The following is a 19,160-nucleotide window of genomic DNA, read 5'->3' on the forward strand; positions in this document are numbered from 1 at the left end:
GTAGGGCCGGTGTCAAAGGGAAGCTGAATTAACGGTGATCGGAGCTCGTACAAGGCTGAAGGCAGACATGAACACGTGCAACCAGATTGAAAAATGCGAGGTTTGCGGGGCGGAGACCCTGAGCCCAGTGCTGGATCTCGGCCACCATCCCATGTGTGATGACCTAGTGCCCGTTGGCAACCCGGCCGAGTGCGAGCGGTCTCCCATCGAGATTCTGTATTGTGCGCAATGTGCCACTGCACATCAGCGCTATCAGGTGCCCAAGACCCGGCTGTTTCCGCAAACGTATCACTACCGATCGCGCTTTACGGCCGATGTGCTGTCGGGTATGCAGACGCTGGCAGATTCGGTCGAGCAGCGGTTGGGCACGCTAGCTGGCCGGGTAGTGCTGGATGTCGGCTGCAACGATGGCAGCCTGCTCGACCGGTTTGCTGCCAAGGGTGCGATCACGATTGGCGTCGAGCCGACCGGGGCCGCTGCTGATGCCGAAGGGCGCGGCCATTGGATCATCAACGATTATTTCTCGTTGTCTACCGCTGACAGGATTCTCGGCTTCCAGCCGAAGGTGGATATCATCACCTTCACCAATGTGTTCGCCCATATCGAAGACCTGCCTGGTTTGCTGGTGGCGCTGGACCGCTTGATGGGCGAAAACACTGTTCTTGTCGTCGAAAACCATTATCTGGGCGCGGTGCTCGACCGAAACCAGTTCGATACGTTCTATCACGAGCATCCGCGCACCTATAGCCTCAACTCTTTTGTGCATATCGCACAGACCCTAGGCAGGCAAGTGATTGCCGTTGAATTCCCCCAGCGTTATGGCGGCAATATCCGAGTGATGATCGGTAAGCCTGGCGCTGCGTCGGTTGAAAATGTGTGGCTTATTGAAAAAGTGCTGGAGAGAGAGTCCGGTTTTGCCGAGCAGTTTGCCGCGATGAGTGCGTTTATCTCCCGCTGGAAAAATGAGAAACGTGCCGAACTTGAGGCCCTGATCGGTGGGCATGGCAAGCTGGTGGCCAAGGCCTTTCCAGGCCGGGCGGCCATTCTGGTGGAGCTGCTCGGGCTTTCTGAAAATGAAATTGATTGCGTCTACGAAAAGCCGGGCTCGCTCAAGATCGGCCACTATCTGCCGGGTACCCGTATTCCCATTCGTAGTGATGAGGAGCTGTTCACCCGCTTGGCCAGTTTGCCGGTCATTCTGAATCTGGCTTGGCACATTCCTGCAGAAATTGAGGCGTATCTCCGGGCAAAGGGCTATTCGGGGCGACTCGTCCATGTGCTCTGAGGCGGGCCACGCGCATGCCGGCAATCTCTGAATCTGACAAAAAGATGTGGGATGACGGCGCCAGATTTGCAGTGATCGGCAGCGGGTTCGGCCTATATGGCTACCTGCCGGCGCTCCTGCGCTTGGGCAGTGGGCCGGTGCTGTTGCCCGAGAAATACCGGCCGATTCTCCTCGCCCGCGATGAGCTGCGGCCCTTCGACAGTCGGGTGCACTGGCAACCCTCGATCGAGGCGGCGCTGGCCCGCGCTGACGGGGTGGTGCTGGCCGTGCCGCCGGCCGCGCAGGTGGAATGGCTGCCCGCCGTTCTCCATGCCGATCAACTGCGCAGGGTGGTGCTGGAAAAGCCGCTCGCGCCGAGCCCGGAGATTGCAGTGCGAACCCTCGCCGATCTTGCGTGCTGTGAAAGAAAAATCCGGGTTGGCTACACCTTTCTGTATGCCGATTGGTATCCCCTATTGCTGGGTCTGTGCGTTCGGCCACTGCGGCGGGTCATGCTCCGCTGGCATTTCATGGCAGACCACATTGTCAAAAACAAGGAAATCTGGAAGCGTCATCACGCGCTCGGCGGTGGTGTGGTGCGCTTTTACGGCATTCACCTTTTGGCGGTGCTCGCGTCACTGGATTACGCAAGGGTGAGCCAGAGCCGGTTGGCTAAATCGGGTGAGGGCCAGGCCCTGGGCTGGCAGGCGACGTTTGCCGGTGCCGCGCGACCTGAATTTGAGGTGGAGGTATTGATCAACGTCCCGGTCAGCGAGTTTTCGATTGCCGTGGTGGATGAACTGGGCCAAACGCAGCGGGTTTACGCCGCAGCGAGTCCCTTTGAGGGAGCTGTCAGCTCCGATGGCCAGGACAAGCGCGTCACGGTGCTGGAACGCCTGCTTGGTTCTTTCGATTCCGACGATGCAGGATATGTGTCGCTTTACCGACAGACCCATGCGCTCTGGGCAAACGCGGAGCAGTTGGCCGGTGTTTGAGAACAGCGCAAGTCATGAATGCTGGGCTTGGGCGGAAATCGGTGGGCGACAGCCTGGGGTGACTTTGAACAATGAATAGACTGCTGAGCATCGGGATTCCGACCTACAACCGGAGCTGTTGTCTTGATGTCATGCTGCAGGCATTGACGGCGAGCGTCAGCCCTTTTGCCGATCAGATCGAAGTCATTCTTTCGGACAACTGCTCGGGCGACGCCACCCCGGACATCATTGCGAACTGGTTGATGCGGCAACCGGCCGCGCTCGCCGCGCGGCACGTCCGCCACCCGGAGAACATTGGCGTGAGCCGCAATCTGGTTTCGCTGCTTTATGCCGCGTGCGGCGATTATTTCATGTTTCTGGGTGACGATGATCAGCTAAACCCCGATACGTTTGGCCGCCTTCTGCACTTGTTGGCCGAGAAACGGCCGGTAGCTGTGATTCAGGCGCTGTGGGCCGGGCGGATTCGCGGTGCAGGAACCGGTGAGCTGCGCTTCGATGAGGCGCTTTCGCTCTTCTACGAATATGGCAACGCCTGGGCCGGGGTGGTCGACCGGGAGGCCGCGGTGCGGGCGGTCAACAACCGGGGTATTCGGGGAGAGATCGAGGCGATTGTCTGGCCGCAAACGGTGTTCGGATTTCTGGCCATGCACGATGCCCAAGGCCGCCATCCGATCGAGGCGGTTGACTTTGAAATCGGCAGGCCGCTAGCCGAATCACTGAACATCACCACCAAGGCTTACTGGCTCCGGAGCCTCACCGGCCTGCTTATGGCCGCCGTGCTGGTGCAACACCACACAAGCAGCCGGGCGATTCGCAGCCGGCTGCTGGCGGGCCATTCGCACGGGGTTACGGGGCATGTCCGGGCGATCTTCTGGCACGCGCTGGTGGACGAAGACCGGACTTCGCTGACAGAACTCCGACAGTTGCTGCGCCAAGCGTTCGGCTGGCGCGGCTGGGCGTGGGCAGCACTGTTGTGGCTGGATGCCCGGCCACGGGCGCTCAGGCGGGTGGCCGAGCTCGGTTATCGGCTGAGCCGGCTTGGCCGCAGCGCTAGCCTCAAGGCACGGATCGATGCAGCACGTCGTCAGCGCGATCTCGATATCGAGAACCGGAGTACCACCGGCAAGCGTTTCGGAGACTGGTTTTGACGACATTCGCAGCGCTTCCCCCGCGCCGTGACCGAACAACCGCAGCCACGTTCAAAAGAGGGCTGAGCTGATGTGCGGGATTTTGGGGTACTTTTCGAGGGGCGCCACGCCCTTGCCGGAGGCTGCACTAGGCAGGGCTTTGCGGGCGCTGGCGCATCGGGGGCCGGATGATGCTGGTAGCGTGGCGCTGCCGATCGCCGGCGGGCACTTGGCGCTCGGGCATACCCGGCTGTCGATCATTGACCTCTCCGCCGCCGGGCACCAGCCGATGCAGGATCCCAGCGAGCGGTATTGGCTCGTATTCAACGGCGAAATCTACAACTATCCGGAGCTGCGGCAGGCACTGCAGCAACTCGGTCACCACTTTGCCGGCCATTCGGATACCGAAGTGTTGCTGGCAGCCTGGGCACAGTGGGGGCTTGCCTGCCTGAGCCGGCTGACCGGCATGTTTGCGTTTGCCGTGTTGGACCGCGTGGCGTGTAGCCTGACGCTGGTCCGCGATCATTTCGGCATCAAGCCGCTGTTTTACGCTTGCAACGCCGACGGCGTGCGCTTCGCTTCCGAACTGGGCGCTTTACGCCAGCTGCTGCCCGGGCCCCTGCAGGCGGATGCGGCACAGGTGGTCGAATATCTACTCACCGGACGCTATGACCGGGGGGGCAGGACGTTTCACGCCGGCATCAGCCAGTTGCCGCCCGGTCATCTGCTGCAACTCGATCTGCGGCAGCCCGGGCAGGCGCATCCGGAGCGCTGGTGGTGGCCAGAGATCACTGAGCGCCGTGACCTGAGCTTTGGCCAGGCGGCCGAGGCGTTACGGGCGATGTTTCTAGACAGTGTGCGGCTGCATCTGCGCAGTGATGTGCCGCTGGGGGCTGCGTTGTCGGGCGGGGTGGACTCCTCAGCCATCGTCTGCGCCATGCGCCATCTGGAACCGGCGCTGCCAATCCACACCTTCAGCTTCGTGGCGCCGGGAGATCCGTTCGATGAAGAGCGTTGGGCCGATCAGGTCAATGCCCGCGTCGGCGCAGTGGCGCACAAGGTAGAGTTGGGGGCTGGGGACCTGTTGACCGATCTTGACGACCTGATCCGCAGCCAGGGCGAGCCCTTCGGTTCGACCAGCATCTTTGCCCAGTACCGGGTCTTCCGCCTCGTTCGCGAGGCGGGCGTGACGGTGACGCTGGATGGGCAGGGCGCCGATGAACTGCTGGCAGGTTACCCCGGTTATCTGCGCTGGCGGCTGGCCAGCCTGCTGGAGCAGCGCCGCTGGGGCGAAATTGCCCGGCTCCTGCCGTGCTGGGCAGCTTGGCCCGGCCGCGGGAGCTGGCGGCGGGCCGGCCTCGCGCTGGGTGCAGCGGCACTGGGTTCGCCAACCCTAGCGCGGGTCGCCAGCCAGCTGTCCGGGCAGGACCCAGCCCCTCGCTGGCTGCGGCAGGCGTATCTGGCCGACCTGTCCGTTCCGGTCGCCTGGTTTGAGCCGACTCCGAGTGATTCAGAGGCCTGTGGGCGACGCTTGATGCAGGCGCTGCGCGCCTCGCTGACCGGAGGCGGTCTCGCGTCCTTGCTTCGGCACGGCGATCGCAACTCGATGCGCTGGTCAGTGGAAAGCCGGGTGCCCTTTCTGACGCCGGTATTAGCCGAGTTTGTGTTGAGCCTGCCGGAGGATTACCTACTCTCGCCGGAAGGCGAGACCAAGAGTGTGTTTCGTGCGGCGCTGCGCGGCATCGTGCCGGATGCGATTCTGGACCGCCGGGATAAGATTGGCTTTCAGACGCCTGAATACCACTGGTTGTCGGAGCGGGCCGACGAGCTCGAGCACACTCTGTCGGCGGCCGAATGCCTGCCTTTTCTCGATGTGGAGCAGGTGCGGCTGACGGTGCGGGCCATGTTGCGTGGCGAACGCCCCTGGCAGGCGACGGGCTGGCGCCTGATCAATGTCTGCCGTTGGCTGCAGCTACAGTGAGCGGAGGATCCGAGCAAGCGCTCCGCCTTCACCCTTTATAATCTTGGAGTCGTGTGTTCATGAAGTGTTACTGTGCTGGGGGCTCGCTCGCAGTTTGTCAAAGCTGACCTGTGCAGGTTCTACCGGGTCCATACACCGAGGTCGACCGGATAGCCGTTATGCTGTCCGAGCGCAGCACACCGAGTGCTTGCTAGCCGATTTGTACGGGAACGGCAAGGCTGGCGTGGCCATTGCCGCGGCCCTGCTGCGCCTAATCACCGCTAGCCAGGCTGGCAAAGAGCTGTCGGTAGTCCTCGACCATGCGTGTCTCGGTCCAACCCTCGCTGATCACCTGCCGGGCATTGTATTGCCCGAATTGTAGGCGTAATACAACATTGTCTCGCAGCTGCTGTAGCGCCGCCACGAAGTCATCCGTCTTTCCCAACGGCAGCAAGAAACCTCCGGCACTGTGGCAGACGGTCTCGGCCACCTCCGGGAGCGCACTGGCGACCAACGGCAAGCCGCAGGCCATGGCCTCAAGGATGGCGAGCGAATGGCCTTCGCGCACGGTGGGGGCCAGCAGCACATCGGCGGTCCGGTAGAGCTCGGGCATTGCCGCATGCGGCCGGGGCGGAATCAGCCGTACATTGGGCAGCTCAGCCAGCCGACCTAGCTGGGGCTGGCCGCGCAGGCCGGCAGTGATCCAGAACTCGAAGCCACGGCCGGCGCCGCGGATGATGGCCGGTAGCCAGTGCGCGCCCTTGCGCCGGGTTGGGTTGCCGCAGAACAGCACCCGCAGCGGTCCACTTCGCTCAGTCCGGGGTGCCGAGCTGGGCTTGAACAAGTCGGTATCGATGCCATTGTAGATAACGCGGATCGGGCCGGAGAAACCGAGGTCCTCCTGTGCTCGGGCTGCCGTGGCCGCACTGACCGCCGTAACGATATCGGCACCGGCCAGCGCCCGCCGGGTGAAGGCGCGCAGGTCAGTCCGGTAGTGCAGCCGCTGCAGCGCGGAGCTGTATGCCTGCATGAACGGATCGAGCACGTAGTTGTGCAGGGTGATCACGCGCCGTTGGTCACGTCGCCAAAGAAAGGGTGCGTAATCCGGGGTGGTGTGCAGGATGTCGGCCGGCCGGTGCAGCCCGAGCAGCAGTGGTGGGCAGAGCGTCAGCCAGGGAGAATAGCCGGCGATCTGATACCCGACAAGCTGGCGGGCGAGGCGCTGGTGTACGACATATGCGCCGTTGCCGGTCGCGATCGGGCTGTAGATCTGCGGGTTAGCGGCTATGCCTTCTGGTTTGGCTCCGTCAATCAAGCTAGCGTCCTCGAGAGTCAACAAGCATTAGAGGTGTTACAGGCGCGCCAGCCTGAGCTACCTGAGCAAGCCAGTATAGGGATACGCACGGGTTGATTTCGATATAGCATCCCAAGCGGACAGTCGAATTTCTTCGGGTCGAAAATGATCTCGTTGGAGCCGTATCCGTCAAGCGTGCCTAGCCTTCTACGTCCTTGACCAAGTATAACTCCACGCTGAGAGACATAACTTGACCGCCGGAGCAAAGGCAGGATGTGGTTGAGATTTGACGAACTATTTTCAGATTGAAGTCGTGCAGCCTAATGCGATGGCACCAGCCACAGCGCCCTCTTAAACTGCCGAATACGTAGGATACTAAAAAAACATACTGATTTCGATTTCTTGATGCCACCACCAAATAACGTTCATTGCCTAAAATTTTATAAAGAACGATTATCGTTATTGATCAGAGCGGTCGTTATTGGTGGTATAGCCACTGTGGTCAAGCATTAACGACATTGGACGCCGTTGCTAGCTTGCATCGTGTATCCACTAGCAACTGAGCGTACTTAACGAGCAACGTACAGTCGAAGTGGTTATGGTCGGTGGTCAGCACCATGCAGTCGTAGCCGACAAGGACTTCAGCGGTGAGCGGGACGGAGCTCAGATCAAACTAGGTATTCGCGCATGGCAGGGAAGATGGGGGTCGCTATATTCGACCATGGCGCCGCGCTGGCGTAGAAGGTCCATGATCTCGACGAGGGCGATTCTCGGGTGTCGTCGATGTTTTTGTAGGCGATGCTCAGCACTAGGACGCAGCTGCCCTTCACTGCCTTGGCATGCTCGTTCTGCGCGTCGGCCACTTTCTGGACCACCCAGTGCGGCATGTAATGATTGATTTCGCCAGCCAGCTCGATAAAACGGGTGTTGACGCCGTATTCCTTGGCCTTCCAGGTCCGGAAAAAGGGGTCAATCGGGATGTGACCTTCCCCCACCCAGCTATACCAAGAATTAGTTAGCATGACGGCCAAGGAGCCCGCATGCGCAAGTCCCGTTTTACCGATGAACAGATCATCGCCATCCTCAAAGAGGCCGAAGCAGGTCTGCCAGCTGTCGAGCTGTGCCGCAAACACGGCATCTCGGATGCCACTTTCTACAAGTGGCGCGCCAAATTCGGCGGCATGGACGTCCCCGAAGCGCGGCGCCTCAAACAACTTGAAGACGAGAACAATCGCCTCAAGCGGCTGGTCGCTGACCAAGCCCTCGACATCCAGATGCTCAAGGAAGTGCTGGCAAAAAACTGAGCCGGCCCGCTCAACGCCGTACTGTTGCACGCCAGTTGATGCTGGCGCACGGCATCTCGGAACGGCGGGCCTGTGCATTGGTCCAGATCGCGCGCAATACCCTGCGCCATCAGCCACCGCCTGACCCCAATGCGGTATTGCGGCAACGCCTGCGTGAGCTGGCTGCACAACGGCGGCGCTTTGGTGCGCCGCGGCTGCATGTGCTGCTACAGCGGGAAGGCTGGCGTATCAACCACAAGCGGGTGGAGCGGCTTTACCGTGAAGAAGGCTTGTCGTTGCGTTTACGTCATCGCAAGAAACGCCCCAGTCACTTGCGCGTGGTGTTGCCGCTGGCAGCCGGACCTGATCAGCGCTGGGCGATGGATTTTGTGGCAGACAGTTTATGGAATGGCCGACGTATTCGCCTGCTGGCGATCATCGACACCTGGCATCGTGAGGCCGTCTGGATCGAAGTGGATCACTCACTCTCTGGTGTCAGAGTGGCACGGGTACTGGAGCAACTGCGCCTGGGTGGCCGCTTGCCCGCGCTGATTCAGGTCGACAATGGTCCGGAGTTCACCAGTCGGGCACTGGATGAATGGGCGCATCGCCATGGGGTGAAGCTGCAATTCATCCGGCTCGGCAAACCGGTGGAGAACGCCTTCATCGAGAGCTTCAATGGCCGACTAAGGGAGGAGTGCCTGAACCAGTTGGTGTTTCACAACCTGGCCCAAGCCCGAACCATGATCGAATCTTGGCGACAGGACTACAATCATGTCCGGCCGCATAGTGCCCTGCAGTACCAGACCCCGATGCAGTATTGGGAAACCCATCAACCCCAACATGAGCAAATCGCTAACTAATTAGTGGTTCACTCCGTGGGGGAAGGTCAACTTCGCCCCCCGGGTGCTGCTTACTGGTAAGGTGCGGCGTACCGCCAGTTGGTAGAGCGCATCACCCAGTGCCAAATAGCGCCGCGTCTTCCCGCCCACCACTTTAGGATATCGGCGGTGCCGTAGTCTGTGCTCCCGGGCTCTTCGCGCGCTGGACAACACCAGCGCACAGTTTTCGCGCGGGATAGAGCGCCAAGCAGCAAGGCGTGGGGCTAACTCCTCGTCCGTAGTACCGGGCCAGGCGGTCCTCTCCAAGCTCATCAGCTGGCCCGCGCGAAAGTGCGGCAGAATGGCCTGGACCGCGTTCAAGATAAAGCTCAGATCTGGAGCATCATGGGCATCCAATGGGGTAGGTCCGCAGAGGATCAGTACGTCTGCCTCGGTGTGCGGGCAAAGTCGCTGCTGGCCGTCAGCCCCTGAGTCTACGCAGCTTGGATTAACCTAGGTTCGATCCGTTCGATATAGCTTTCGCCCCAGTTGAGCTTGGCGACCTTGACTGGATCGATGTCGAAGCCCAACACCTTGCCGCCAACTTCGGCGAAACGCAGCGCCAATGGCAGCCCCACATAGCCCAAACCATAGATGCCCACGGTGAGAGAGCGGTCTTGGATATGTTGGGCAAAGGGATCGAGGGGAGTCACGGTAGCCTATATTTACCGCGACAAAACTGCAGTGTGCCGGAATCGACTAGGTGCAGCGCAAACGCGATCCGCTCTTAGGCAAGCTTTGACTTTCTGGATGACAAATCGCCCTGTCAAGATAGGCAACAAATGTGCCAGAAATCTGTACTTTCGAACGCCAGCGTTTTACTGAAGGAGGCTAGGCAGATCAAGGCCGTGATTGTGGCCACGAAGCGGCCTTGCAGCACCGGCGTGGTCTTCACGAGCGAGTACACAGCGCCGTAGCACTTCGAACCACCAGCACCGCTTTCTGATCGCGGCGGTGATGCCGTCGGCCTGCAGTCCCTAGCGGATTTTCTCGACCACTGCTCGGCCTTGCCCTGCAAGGCTGCTTTTTTTTACATGCCCTAGCGCCCGTCTTCCATCCGGCTATCAATCTCACGACGGGGGTAGGCCACAGGTCTGCTCACCTCTGACACGTTGGTCTTGCGCTGGATGATCTCCGGCACCAGCGCTGTCTTGCGCTTCGCGGTCTAGCGTTTGATTTCTTCGTCCGTCAACATACTCATGGTGTCTTCCTCCCAACGATAACACCTGAGCAGGTTTTCACTGGGTCAATACAAAACCGCCGTTCAGGAAGTTTCTTATTGGTCGACGGTGGGGCTCAGCGCACCAATTTGCTCAAATCTACCGCCTCCCAGTGCGGAAAATATCTCCGCACCAGCCCATTCAGCTCCACCTCGAACGCGCGGTAGCGTTCCAGTTCGTCCATTTCATCGAGTGATTTGCTGGCCGAAGCGGCGACGCTAGCGATCATTCCGGCACCGGCCGTGGCGTTGCTCAGGCGGTCGATCACAATGAAGCTGCCAGTGCCGCGGCACTGGATGTAGGGGTCGAATACCACTGGGGCGTTGACTTCGAGTGTGACCAGGGCGATTTCGTTGAGGCCGATCTGCTCAGCATCGAGCTGTGCCATGGTGTTCACGTCGATGCGGTGGGCGATCTTGCTGACGCGGCCGAACACGCTCTTCCCGGCGAGCTTGATCGCGTATTCCTTGCCGACAACGAGCGGTGATTCGTTCATCCATACCACGTGGGCATCGAAGGCCTGGGCCACATTGGGCTGGGCATCGTCGGCGCGTACGATCAGATCACCGCGGCTGATGTCGATCTCGTCGTCCAGCGTCAGCGTGATGGCCTGGCCGGCGAAGGCGTCGGCTTGCTCGCCTTCGAAGGTGACGATGGCCTTTACCTTGGAGCGCTTGCCCGACGGTAGTGCGACGACGTCATCGCCTGGAGCGATGTGGCCGGCGGCAATGGTGCCGCAGAAGCCGCGGAAGTCGAGGTTGGGCCGGTTCACGTATTGCACCGGCAGGCGGAACGCGTCGAGCTGGGCGTTGCGGTTCACCTCGACGGCTTCCAGCAGCTGCATCAGCGTGCCGCCGTCGTACCACGCGGTCTGCGTGGAGGCGTTGACCACGTTATCGCCCTTCAGCGCCGAGATCGGCACGAAGCGGATGTCGGGGATGTTCAGCGCACCGGCGAATTCCAGGTAGGCCGCCTTGATCTCGTTGAAGCGCGCTTCCGAGAAGTCGACCAGGTCCATCTTGTTCACCGCGACCAGCACATGGCGAATGCCGAGTAGGCTGACAATGTAGCTGTGGCGACGGGTCTGGGTCTGCACGCCGTAGCGGGCATCGATCAGGATCACCGCCAGATCACAGGTGGAAGCGCCGGTGGCCATGTTGCGGGTGTACTGCTCGTGCCCCGGGCAGTCGGCGATGATGAACTTGCGCTTGTCGGTGCTGAAATAGCGGTAGGCCACGTCGATGGTGATGCCTTGCTCGCGTTCGGCCTGCAGGCCGTCGACCAGCAGCGCCAGATCGAACTCGTCGTCGGTGGTGTTGTACTTCTGGCTGTCCTTCTTGATCGCGGCGAGGTGGTCTTCAAAGATCAGCTTGGAATCGTGCAGCAGGCGGCCGATCAGCGTGGACTTGCCGTCATCGACGTTGCCACAGGTGATGAAACGCAGCAGATCCTTGTTCTCGTGCTGCTTGAGGTAGGCGAGGATGTCGCTGGCGATCAGGTCGGATTGGTGAGACATGTTCGGGTACGTCCAGAATACGGTCAGTGGCGGGCGGCGATGGCGCGGCGGCTTAGAAGTAGCCTTCCATTTTCTTCTTCTCCATCGAGCCGCTGGAGTCGTGGTCGATCACGCGGCCCTGGCGCTCGCTGGTGGTGGTCAGCAGCATTTCCTGGATGATGTCGGGCAGCGTCTGCGCCCGTGATTCGACTGCGCCGGTGAGCGGGTAGCAGCCCAGCGTGCGGAATCGCACCCATTCCTTGCGGATGGTGGCTTTCTGTTCGGGCGTGAGGTACTGCAGGATGCGCTCATCGTCGATCATCACCAGCGCGCCGTTGTAGTCGACCACCTCGCGCTCAGCGGCGAAGTAGAGCGGCACGATCTCGATGTTCTCGAGGAAGATGTATTGCCAGATATCGAGCTCGGTCCAGTTCGACAGCGGGAACACACGGATGCTCTCGCCCTTGTCGATGCGCGAGTTGTAGATGTTCCAGAGTTCGGGGCGCTGGTTCTTCGGATCCCAGCGATGGTTCTTGTCGCGGAACGAGTAGACGCGCTCCTTGGCGCGGCTCTTTTCCTCGTCGCGGCGGGCGCCACCGAAGGCGGCGTCAAAACCGTATTTGTTCAGCGCCTGCTTCAGCCCCTCGGTCTTCATCACGTCGGTGTGCTTGGCACTGCCGGCGGTGAACGGGTTGATGCCGGCTTTCACGCCTTCCTCGTTCACGTAGGTGATCAGATTCCAGCCTTCGGCCTTTTGCTGGTCGCGCAGCTTGTACATCTCCTGGAATTTCCAGGTGGTATCCACGTGCATCAGCGGGAACGGTGGCTTGCCGGGGGCAAAGGCCTTCTTGGCCAGATGCAGCATTACGGCGGAATCCTTGCCGATCGAGTACAGCATCACCGGGTTGTCGAACTCGGCCGCGACCTCGCGGATGATGTGGATGGACTCGGCCTCCAGCTGCTTGAGGTGGGTGAGGCGCGTTTCGCTGATGGTGTTCATGGGCAGTACAGGTCTCGGGCCCGCGGCCGTGGCCGGTCGCGGGCGACAAACAGGGGAACGTTCGAATCTACCGCAAGGTAGAGGGGGGCTAAAGACAGGCTGGTTATATCGTTATGAAGCCTGCCCTGGCGCCGTAGCTCAGACTGCCGACCAGGGGCGGCCGGTGGGATTGAAGGTCGGCTTCTGGCCGCCCCACAATTGTTCCAGATCGTAGTAGTCGCGTACGGCGGGCAGCATCACGTGCACCACTAGGCTGCCGGCATCGACCAGCACCCATTCACCGCTTTCCTCGCCTTCGGTCGAGATGATTTCGAAGCCCTTGGCCTTGAGCTCGACGGCCACGTTGTTGGCCAGTGCGCGCACCTGCCGGTTGGAGTCGCCCGAGGCGACCACCATGCACTCGAACAGGTCGGTGAGCTCCTCGGTATCGAGGATTTCGATGTACTTGGCCTTGATGTCTTCCAGCGCGGCGACAGCGATGTCGCGCATCTGTGCGGTATGTTCGTTCATGCGTGATTCCGGTAGAGCCCGCTATCCATGATCGCCCGGGCGACCGGGCTTTGCGCCGAGATATCCTCGCCGCACGCGAGGCGCGCGCGCAGTTCGGTCGAGGAAAACGGTAATAGCGGGCTGGGCAAAACCGACAGTTTACCTTTTGTCAGCGCATCAGGCTTGGCTTCGAGCCGCCGCCTGGCGAATTCGACGGCGATTTCGGCGGGCAGGCTGGCCAGATCGGTGTCCGGCCGCGCTGCGACGACGAGATGACCCAGCTCGAGCAGCTGCCGCCAGTCGCGCCAAGTCGGGAGCTGGGCCAGCGAGTCGGCGCCGATGAGCCAGACCAGCAAGGCGTCCGGCCGCTCGCGCTGCAGCTGGGTCAGCGTATCGATGGTATAGCTGTAGCCGCTTCGGCGCAGCTCGATATCGTCGGCGATGAGGCCCGCCTCACCGGCCAGCGCATCACGCACCCACGCAAAGCGCTGTGCGGCTGGAACCTGAGGTGGTGGCCGGTGTGGTGGCTCGCCGGTCGGGATCAGCCGCACTTCCGGTAATGCGAAGGTATTGCGCAGGCCGCGCGCCAGCGCCAGATGGCCATGGTGGATCGGATTGAAGGTGCCGCCATAGACGCCGAGGGTGTTCATCTCACGCCCGCTGATGCCGCGCCACCACCTCGTCGAGCAGCAGTTGCAGCAGGTTCTGCGCGAATTCGGGATCAATGCCGTGTTCGCTGGCGAGCGCGGCGAAGCGGGCACGTTGTTGCGCTTCGCGTTCGAGGTCGCGCGCCGGCAGGCCGTGCTGCTTCTTTAGCTGGCCGACTTCGGCAGTAATGGCGAAGCGCCGGGCCAGCAATGCCAGCCACTGGGCATCAAGTTCGTCGAGTTCGGCGCGCAGCGCTCGCAGAATAGGTACATGGGTTTGGAGTTCGGTTTGCATAGGGAATGCTCCAATGCGACAAGGCCCGCTAAGCGGGCCTTGTGCCAAGCAAGAAGATCAGCTGCGGATATGTCCATCACCGAGCACGATCCACTTTTCGCTGGTCAGGCCTTCCAGCCCCACCGGTCCTCTGGCGTGGATCTTGTCGGTGGAAATGCCGATCTCGGCACCCAGGCCGTATTCGAAGCCATCGGCGAAGCGGGTCGAGGCGTTGACCATCACACTGGCGCTATCCACCTCGCGCAGGAAGCGCCGCGCCTTGGTGTAATTCTCGCTGACGATGGCGTCGGTGTGGTGGCTGCCGTAGGTGTTGATATGGTCGATCGCCGCATCGAGGTCGGCGACGATCCGGATGGCCAGGATGGGAGCCAGGTATTCGGTGCGCCAGTCTTCTTCGGTGGCCGGGATCGCGTCGGGCAGGATGTCGCGGGTGGCGGCGCAGCCGCGCAGCTCCACGCCCTTCTCGCGGTAGATCGCGGCAAGCGGTGGCAGGATCACGTCGGCGACGTTCTCGTTCACCAGCAGCGTTTCCATGGTGTTGCACGGCGCGTAGCGCTGGGTCTTGGCGTTGTCGGCGATGCGGATGGCCTTTTCCGGATCGGCCTCGTCGTCGATGTAGACGTGGCAGATGCCGTCCAGATGCTTGATCACCGGCACGCGGGCGTCGCGGCTGATGCGCTCGATCAGGCCCTTGCCGCCGCGCGGCACGATCACGTCGACGAACGCGGTCATGGTGATCAGCTCGCCGACCGCAGCGCGGTCCGGCGTCTCGATGATCTGTACTGCGGATTCGGGTAGGCCGGCGGTGGCGAGGCCTTCCTTCACCAGGCGGGCGATGGCCTGGTTGCAATGGAAGGCTTCACGGCCGCCGCGCAGGATGGTGGCGTTGCCGGACTTGATGCAGAGACCTGCGGCATCGGCGGTCACGTTCGGTCGCGCTTCGTAGATGATGCCGATCACACCCAGCGGCACGCGCATCTTGCCGACCTGGATGCCGGTCGGCTGGTATTTGAAGTCGCCCATGTTGCCGATCGGATCGGGCAGGCTGGCGATCTGGCGCAGGCCTTCGGCCATGGTGGCGATGGTTTTCTCGGTAAGCTGCAAGCGCTCGAGCAGCGCCGGTTCCAGGCCGTCGGCGCGCGCCTGAGCCATGTCCTGCTCGTTGGCGGCGGTCAGCAGCGCGGCATCGCGGACGATGGCGTCGGCGATGGCGTTCAGTGCCTGGTTCTTGGCGGCGGTGTCGGCCTTGGCCATTGCGCGGCTGGCGGCGCGGGCACGGCGGCCGACGTCTTGCATGTATTGCTGGATATCCATGATGCTGCCGGGGCGGATGCTTGAAGAATCAAGCCATTGTAGCGGGGAAGCGCCGGCAGCGGCAGTGGGGGCTCAGTCTTCAGCGGTGAGCGGGCTGGGCCAGGACAGGCTCATGCGTGCACCGCCGAGGTCGCTATCGCCCACGGTCAGCGCACCGCCATGCCCCTGCATGATCATGGCGGTGATGGCGAGGCCGAGGCCATGGCCGCCGGTGCTGCGGTTGCGGCTGCCTTCCAGGCGCTCGAACGGCTTGAGCAGCCGCTCGCGCGCATCGACCGGAATGCCGGGGCCGTCGTCGTCGACATGCAGTGCGGCGTTGCCGTCCTGCCAGGCGAAGGTCACTCGCACCCGGCCGCCGCCATAGCGCCGCGCATTGTTGACGAGGTTGCCGAGCGCGCGGCCGAGGTAGTAACGATCAGCCCACAGCCAGGGTTCGTCACTGCCGCTGGCGTTGACGAACTCGATTGCATCACCGGTCACGGCTAACTCGTCGAGCTGGCGCGCCAGCCACGGCAGTGCCTCGAACGGCTGCGCCTCGGGCCGCATCTCGGGGCGCTCCAGCGTGCGCAGTGTCAGCCACTCCTCGACCAGCTGGTCCATGTGGGCGAGGTCGCGCTCGGCGCCGGCGATGAAGCCATCGACCGGGGCGCCGGCCTTCACCGCTTCCAGCCGGTAGCGCAGCCGCGCCAGCGGCGTGCGTACGTCGTGCGAAATGGCATCGATCATCGCCTGGCGGCCGCTGGACAGCTCTTCAATGTCCTGTGCCATGCGGTTCATGGTGCCGGACAGCGGTTCCAGCGGCGACGATTCCTCAAGCTCGGTGCGCGCGGAAAAATCGCCGCGCCCGAGCGCACGGCTCTGGCGGGTCAGCGCCAGCAGGTCGCGCCAGAATGGCCGCAGCCACAGCCAGGTAGGAATGCCGAGCGCCGCGCTCATCAGGATCAGGCCGATGATGTCCGGCCAGGAGACGCTGTCGAGCCGCGCGAGGAAGGCCACCGGGCCGAGCTCGATGGCGAGCTGGGTATCGGGGATACGGTGAATGTAGATGTTGCGCTTGGGCAGATACAGCGTTTCGCCATTCATCAGGCTCTGCTGCAGCGCTGGGCCTAGCTGGTAGGCTTCGACCGCCTCGATGTTCACCGGCACCGGCAGCTTGCTGCGCAGGCGGGTGATCTCGTCGTGCCACAGCGATTGCGGCAGCGCACCGAGCTCGTTCTCGACGATGATGATGGTGCTCTGGAACACGTCGTTCAGGTACTGACGATTGATGCGCTCCAGCATCTGCTTGTAGAACACCCCGATCAACAGGCCGGAGGCGAGGAAGCAGACGACGACGGTGAGGTAGAAGCGCAGGAACAGCTTGCGCATGTCAACGCTCCGCGGCGCGGTGACGCGCGCTCACTCCTGCCACCAGATGTCGGTGGCAAACAGGTAGCCCTTGTGGCGGATGGTCTTGATCTTGCGCGGCTCGTTCGGATCGTCGTCCAGTTTCTTGCGCAGTCGCGAGATGGCGACGTCGATGCTGCGGTCCATGCCGTCGTATTCGATGCCGCGTAGCGTCTTCAGCAGGTGGTCGCGCGACAGGATCTCGCCGGCGTGGCGTGCCAGCTCCCACAGCAGGTCGAAATCGCCGGTCGAAAGGTGCAGCGGTTCCTTTGCATAGGTGGCGGTGCGATTGCGCGCATCGATCTGCAGCTTGCCGAAGTTCAGCGTCTGCGGATTGCCGTTGCTGGTCGGTGTGCTCGGTACCGCGCTGGCGCCGGCCTGGGTCTGGCGCAGGTGGGCACGGATACGTGCCAGCAACACCGCAGGCGGCGTGGTTTTCACCACGTAGTCGGTGGCGCCGATCTCGAAGCCCAGGATCTGGTTCATGTCGCTGTTGAGCGAGGTGAGGATGACGATGGGCTCGCTGTAGAAGGTGCGCAGTTCGCGGCACAGCGTGAGGCCATCCTTGCCGGGCAACATCACGTCGAGCAGCACTAGGTCCGGCGGGCTCTGCCGCACGCGGTCGATCACGGTGCTGCCGTCGGGCAGGTGTTCGACATCGAACTCGAAGCTCTTCAGGAAGCCGCCGATCAGCTCTGCGAGCTCACCGTCGTCTTCCACGAACAGGATACGTTGCTTCATGGCACCCCCATGCTTGGATGCCCGATTGTAACGAAGCGCGCCGCCGCTGCGCAGGCGTTTCGCGCTAAGCTCGCCTCGGTCAATCCAAGATGGGAACTGCCATGGCGATCCGTGACGTGCTGAAGATGGGTGATCCGCGCCTCTACGAAGTGGCGCAGCCGGTGGCGGCCTTCGATACCCCGGCACTGCATGCGCTGGTGGCCGATTTGTTCGACACCATGCAGGCCAGCAAGGGGGTCGGCATCGCCGCGCCACAGATCGGCGTGGGGCTGCAGGTGGTGATCTTCGGCTTCCAGAGCAATCCACGCTATCCGGATGCGCAGCCGGTGCCGGAGACGGTGCTGGTGAATCCAGTATTGACGCCACTCTCCGACGAAATCGAGGAGGGCTGGGAGGGCTGCCTGTCGGTGCCCGGGCTGCGCGGCCTGGTACCGCGGCACCTGAAGTTGCGCTACACCGGCTTCGATCAACACGGCGTGGCGATCGATCGTACCGTGGATGGTTTCCATGCCCGCGTGGTGCAACACGAGTGCGATCACCTGAATGGCGTGCTTTATCCGTTCCATATCCGCGATCTGCACAAGCTCGGCTACACCGAGGTGCTGTTCCCGGAGCGCGGCAGTTAGCACGTACGCCAGGCAACAAAAAACCGCGGCAGGGCCGCGGTTTTTTGTGGTGCAGGGGCGATTAGGCCTTGCGGATCGCCGAAGCTTGCAGACCCTTCGGGCCTTGCTTCACTTCGAACTCAACGCGTTGGTTTTCCTGCAGGCTCTTGAAGCCGTTGCCCTGGATTTCGGAGAAATGGGCAAACAGGTCTTGGCCGCCATCATCCGGAGTGATGAAGCCGAAGCCCTTGGAATCATTGAACCACTTAACGGTACCGGTAGCCATTGCTACGTTCCTTCCTAAAACAAATTGAATAAAGCGGGCGCATGCCCTGATCTCGCAAACGATCAAGAAACGTAGCCGGGAGTACTTGCGACGCGCCGTCGTGAAACGGGCTGGGAACTGCTCGAATACATGCTTTGATGCGACTGCTGCCGGCCACGCTACACCGATTGCGGCACGAAGTCTAGCCATTTGTTGTTCACGAGACGTTACAATGCGCGGCTCGAACCATTTTGCCGCTGCGCGGCCAGTCAACCAGCATGAGCGCCACACCCATCAAATTGATCGTCGGCCTGGGCAATCCGGGCGCCGAATATGCGGCCACCCGCCACAACGCCGGATTCTGGTGGGTGGACCAGTTGGCGCGCGACGGGGGCACTACGCTGCGGCACGACAACAAGTTCCACGGCCTGATCGGCCGTGCCCGGCTGCACGGCCATGAAGTGTGGCTGCTGCAACCGCAGACCTTCATGAACCGCAGCGGACTCTCGGTGGTGTCGGTGGCGCAGTTCTATCGCATTCTGCCGCACGAAATCCTGGTGGCGCACGACGAGCTCGACATCCCGCCCGGCCAGATCAAGTTGAAGCAGGGCGGCGGCACCGGCGGCCACAACGGGCTCAAGGACATCCAGGCGCACCTGTCCACGCCCAATTACTGGCGACTGCGCATCGGCATCGGCCATCCGGGCGATCGGGCACAGGTGGCGAGCTTTGTGCTGAAGCCGCCACGCGCCGAGGAGCAGGGGCCGATCGACGATACGTTGAACCGCGCCCACCTGATCGTGCCGCAACTGCTCGGCGGCGATCTCGGTGGCGCGATGCAGAAGCTGCATACGGACGATGCCAAGCGTCGCCCGCACAAGGCGGCGCCCGAGGGCTGA

At 62.1% G+C, this 19,160-nt stretch carries 19 protein-coding genes and 1 pseudogene; 7 read left to right on the forward strand and 13 right to left on the reverse strand.

The annotated features are described in order from the left end of the window. Nucleotides 1-67 precede the first annotated feature (67 nt). The 4 genes from FLM21_RS01955 to asnB all read left to right on the forward strand — a co-directional run bounded on the left by FLM21_RS01955 (nt 68) and on the right by asnB (nt 5,367). Nucleotides 68-1,285 carry a class I SAM-dependent methyltransferase gene (locus FLM21_RS01955; RefSeq protein WP_148713952.1) on the forward strand — a complete coding sequence of 406 codons (1,218 nt, stop codon included), beginning with the start codon at nt 68-70 and terminating at the stop codon, nt 1,283-1,285. Between the two features lie 14 nt (nt 1,286-1,299). Next, entirely contained in the window at nt 1,300-2,259 is a 960-nt protein-coding gene (locus tag FLM21_RS01960) for a Gfo/Idh/MocA family oxidoreductase (RefSeq protein WP_148713953.1), read from the forward strand. Nucleotides 2,260-2,330: 71 nt separating this feature from the next. Beyond that, complete coding sequence (locus FLM21_RS01965) at nt 2,331-3,407, forward strand: glycosyltransferase family 2 protein (protein ID WP_148713954.1); 1,077 nt, start codon at nt 2,331-2,333, stop codon at nt 3,405-3,407. A 70-nt stretch (nt 3,408-3,477) separates the two neighbouring features. Beyond that, complete coding sequence (gene asnB / locus FLM21_RS01970) at nt 3,478-5,367, forward strand: asparagine synthase (glutamine-hydrolyzing) (RefSeq protein WP_148713955.1); 1,890 nt, start codon at nt 3,478-3,480, stop codon at nt 5,365-5,367. A gap of 250 nt (nt 5,368-5,617) precedes the next feature. Here the strand turns inward: asnB and FLM21_RS01975 are convergent, their stop codons facing one another. Next, entirely contained in the window at nt 5,618-6,685 is a 1,068-nt protein-coding gene (locus FLM21_RS01975; RefSeq protein WP_148713956.1) for a glycosyltransferase family 4 protein, read from the reverse strand. Between the two features lie 623 nt (nt 6,686-7,308). Then, on the reverse strand, nt 7,309-7,662 hold the full coding sequence (locus FLM21_RS01980) for a hypothetical protein (RefSeq protein ID WP_148713957.1): 354 nt from the start codon (nt 7,660-7,662) through the stop codon (nt 7,309-7,311). An 18-nt stretch (nt 7,663-7,680) separates the two neighbouring features. On the opposite strand from FLM21_RS01980, the gene FLM21_RS01985 reads away from it, so the two are divergent. After that, nucleotides 7,681-8,786 (forward strand): IS3 family transposase gene (locus tag FLM21_RS01985; RefSeq protein ID WP_373281771.1). Its coding sequence is split into 2 segments (ribosomal slippage): nt 7,681-7,930 and nt 7,930-8,786, totalling 1,107 coding nucleotides; the frame shifts between segments, so codons are not numbered across the junction. Here FLM21_RS01985 and FLM21_RS21640 read toward each other — a convergent pair. The 10 genes and pseudogenes from FLM21_RS21640 to rstA form a co-directional block, all read right to left on the reverse strand. Next, nucleotides 8,787-9,188: pseudogene (locus FLM21_RS21640) on the reverse strand (UDP-N-acetyl-D-glucosamine dehydrogenase); the annotation flags it as partial. Between the two features lie 50 nt (nt 9,189-9,238). Continuing rightward, nucleotides 9,239-9,457, reverse strand: a complete 219-nt coding sequence (locus tag FLM21_RS21475; RefSeq protein ID WP_222846752.1) for a hypothetical protein — start codon at nt 9,455-9,457, stop codon at nt 9,239-9,241. 643 nt (nt 9,458-10,100) lie between these two features. Beyond that, nucleotides 10,101-11,540: a sulfate adenylyltransferase subunit CysN gene (gene cysN / locus FLM21_RS01995; protein WP_148713958.1), complete on the reverse strand. Its 1,440-nt coding sequence runs from the start codon at nt 11,538-11,540 to the stop codon at nt 10,101-10,103. 52 nt (nt 11,541-11,592) lie between these two features. Next, the gene (gene cysD / locus FLM21_RS02000; protein ID WP_148713959.1) at nt 11,593-12,519 is read right to left on the reverse strand and encodes a sulfate adenylyltransferase subunit CysD; all 927 of its coding nucleotides are present in this window, start codon (nt 12,517-12,519) and stop codon (nt 11,593-11,595) included. 138 nt (nt 12,520-12,657) lie between these two features. Then, on the reverse strand, nt 12,658-13,029 hold the full coding sequence (gene rsfS, locus FLM21_RS02005) for a ribosome silencing factor (RefSeq protein WP_148713960.1): 372 nt from the start codon (nt 13,027-13,029) through the stop codon (nt 12,658-12,660). Further along, nucleotides 13,026-13,658, reverse strand: coding sequence for a nicotinate-nucleotide adenylyltransferase (gene nadD / locus FLM21_RS02010; RefSeq protein ID WP_148713961.1), 633 nt, complete (start codon nt 13,656-13,658; stop codon nt 13,026-13,028). The genes rsfS and nadD overlap by 4 nt, the downstream gene beginning before the upstream one ends. Before the next feature lies 1 nt (nt 13,659). Further along, entirely contained in the window at nt 13,660-13,950 is a 291-nt protein-coding gene (locus FLM21_RS02015) for a chorismate mutase (RefSeq protein ID WP_148713962.1), read from the reverse strand. 57 nt (nt 13,951-14,007) lie between these two features. Then, nucleotides 14,008-15,264 carry a glutamate-5-semialdehyde dehydrogenase gene (locus FLM21_RS02020; protein ID WP_148713963.1) on the reverse strand — a complete coding sequence of 419 codons (1,257 nt, stop codon included), beginning with the start codon at nt 15,262-15,264 and terminating at the stop codon, nt 14,008-14,010. 72 nt (nt 15,265-15,336) lie between these two features. Beyond that, nucleotides 15,337-16,632, reverse strand: coding sequence for an ATP-binding protein (locus tag FLM21_RS02025; protein WP_148713964.1), 1,296 nt, complete (start codon nt 16,630-16,632; stop codon nt 15,337-15,339). Nucleotides 16,633-16,662: 30 nt separating this feature from the next. After that, the gene (gene rstA, locus FLM21_RS02030; RefSeq protein ID WP_148713965.1) at nt 16,663-17,391 is read right to left on the reverse strand and encodes a two-component system response regulator RstA; all 729 of its coding nucleotides are present in this window, start codon (nt 17,389-17,391) and stop codon (nt 16,663-16,665) included. Between the two features lie 101 nt (nt 17,392-17,492). Between rstA and def the strand changes: the two genes are divergently transcribed. Continuing rightward, complete coding sequence (def, locus tag FLM21_RS02035) at nt 17,493-18,017, forward strand: peptide deformylase (RefSeq protein WP_148713966.1); 525 nt, start codon at nt 17,493-17,495, stop codon at nt 18,015-18,017. A 61-nt stretch (nt 18,018-18,078) separates the two neighbouring features. Here def and FLM21_RS02040 read toward each other — a convergent pair whose 3' ends face one another. Next, nucleotides 18,079-18,282 (reverse strand): cold-shock protein, encoded by a 204-nt coding sequence (locus FLM21_RS02040; RefSeq protein WP_148713967.1) that lies wholly within the window; start codon nt 18,280-18,282, stop codon nt 18,079-18,081. Between the two features lie 257 nt (nt 18,283-18,539). Here FLM21_RS02040 and pth point away from each other — a divergent pair, with 257 nt between their 5' ends. After that, nucleotides 18,540-19,160, forward strand: coding sequence for an aminoacyl-tRNA hydrolase (pth, locus tag FLM21_RS02045; RefSeq protein ID WP_148713968.1), 621 nt, complete (start codon nt 18,540-18,542; stop codon nt 19,158-19,160).

The organism is Chitinolyticbacter meiyuanensis, assembly GCF_008033135.1.
GTDB lineage: Bacteria > Pseudomonadota > Gammaproteobacteria > Burkholderiales > Chitinibacteraceae > Chitinolyticbacter > Chitinolyticbacter meiyuanensis.

Bases quoted from the DNA above. Each gene is read 5' to 3' on its own strand.
- FLM21_RS02025 (WP_148713964.1), bottom strand. From the start codon at position 16,632: ATGCGCAAGCTGTTCCTGCGCTTCTACCTCACCGTCGTCGTCTGCTTC.
- FLM21_RS01965 (WP_148713954.1), top strand. From the start codon at position 2,331: ATGAATAGACTGCTGAGCATCGGGATTCCGACCTACAACCGGAGCTGT.
- FLM21_RS02020 (WP_148713963.1), bottom strand. From the start codon at position 15,264: ATGGATATCCAGCAATACATGCAAGACGTCGGCCGCCGTGCCCGCGCC.
- cysN (WP_148713958.1), bottom strand. From the start codon at position 11,540: ATGTCTCACCAATCCGACCTGATCGCCAGCGACATCCTCGCCTACCTC.
- asnB (WP_148713955.1), top strand. From the start codon at position 3,478: ATGTGCGGGATTTTGGGGTACTTTTCGAGGGGCGCCACGCCCTTGCCG.
- FLM21_RS01980 (WP_148713957.1), bottom strand. From the start codon at position 7,662: ATGCTAACTAATTCTTGGTATAGCTGGGTGGGGGAAGGTCACATCCCG.
- rsfS (WP_148713960.1), bottom strand. From the start codon at position 13,029: ATGAACGAACATACCGCACAGATGCGCGACATCGCTGTCGCCGCGCTG.
- def (WP_148713966.1), top strand. From the start codon at position 17,493: ATGGCGATCCGTGACGTGCTGAAGATGGGTGATCCGCGCCTCTACGAA.
- FLM21_RS01960 (WP_148713953.1), top strand. From the start codon at position 1,300: ATGCCGGCAATCTCTGAATCTGACAAAAAGATGTGGGATGACGGCGCC.
- nadD (WP_148713961.1), bottom strand. From the start codon at position 13,658: ATGAACACCCTCGGCGTCTATGGCGGCACCTTCAATCCGATCCACCAT.
- FLM21_RS02015 (WP_148713962.1), bottom strand. From the start codon at position 13,950: ATGCAAACCGAACTCCAAACCCATGTACCTATTCTGCGAGCGCTGCGC.
- rstA (WP_148713965.1), bottom strand. From the start codon at position 17,391: ATGAAGCAACGTATCCTGTTCGTGGAAGACGACGGTGAGCTCGCAGAG.
- pth (WP_148713968.1), top strand. From the start codon at position 18,540: ATGAGCGCCACACCCATCAAATTGATCGTCGGCCTGGGCAATCCGGGC.
- FLM21_RS02040 (WP_148713967.1), bottom strand. From the start codon at position 18,282: ATGGCTACCGGTACCGTTAAGTGGTTCAATGATTCCAAGGGCTTCGGC.
- FLM21_RS01955 (WP_148713952.1), top strand. From the start codon at position 68: ATGAACACGTGCAACCAGATTGAAAAATGCGAGGTTTGCGGGGCGGAG.
- cysD (WP_148713959.1), bottom strand. From the start codon at position 12,519: ATGAACACCATCAGCGAAACGCGCCTCACCCACCTCAAGCAGCTGGAG.